General features: G+C 42.3%; 1 protein-coding gene. It reads left to right on the top strand.

Translation table 11 applies throughout. From position 1 onward, the window contains the following. A partial coding sequence (locus SB749_RS20665) for a carbohydrate binding domain-containing protein (RefSeq protein WP_410711965.1) occupies positions 1 to 241 on the top strand: 241 nt, incomplete at both ends.

The raw sequence follows: 241 nt of genomic DNA on the forward strand, positions 1-241 counted from the left end.
CGTAAGCACAGGCTCACAAGCAGCAGCGATTAGCGTTAATACAGGCACACAAAGCAATACTGATTTTTTGCAGCAAGTCGCTGTTGAAATGGGTAAAACTTATGAGTTCTCAGTAGATGTGTATCATACCGAAGGCCATCTTAAGGCGCGTTTGTTGATAGATGGTTATCAAGGCTATTCAAATCCAGCACAAACCAACCAATGGCAAACCATTACTTACAGCTACACAGCCGATAGTAAT

The organism is Brevibacterium sp. SIMBA_078, from assembly GCF_046534565.1.
Lineage (GTDB): Bacteria > Actinomycetota > Actinomycetes > Actinomycetales > Brevibacteriaceae > Brevibacterium.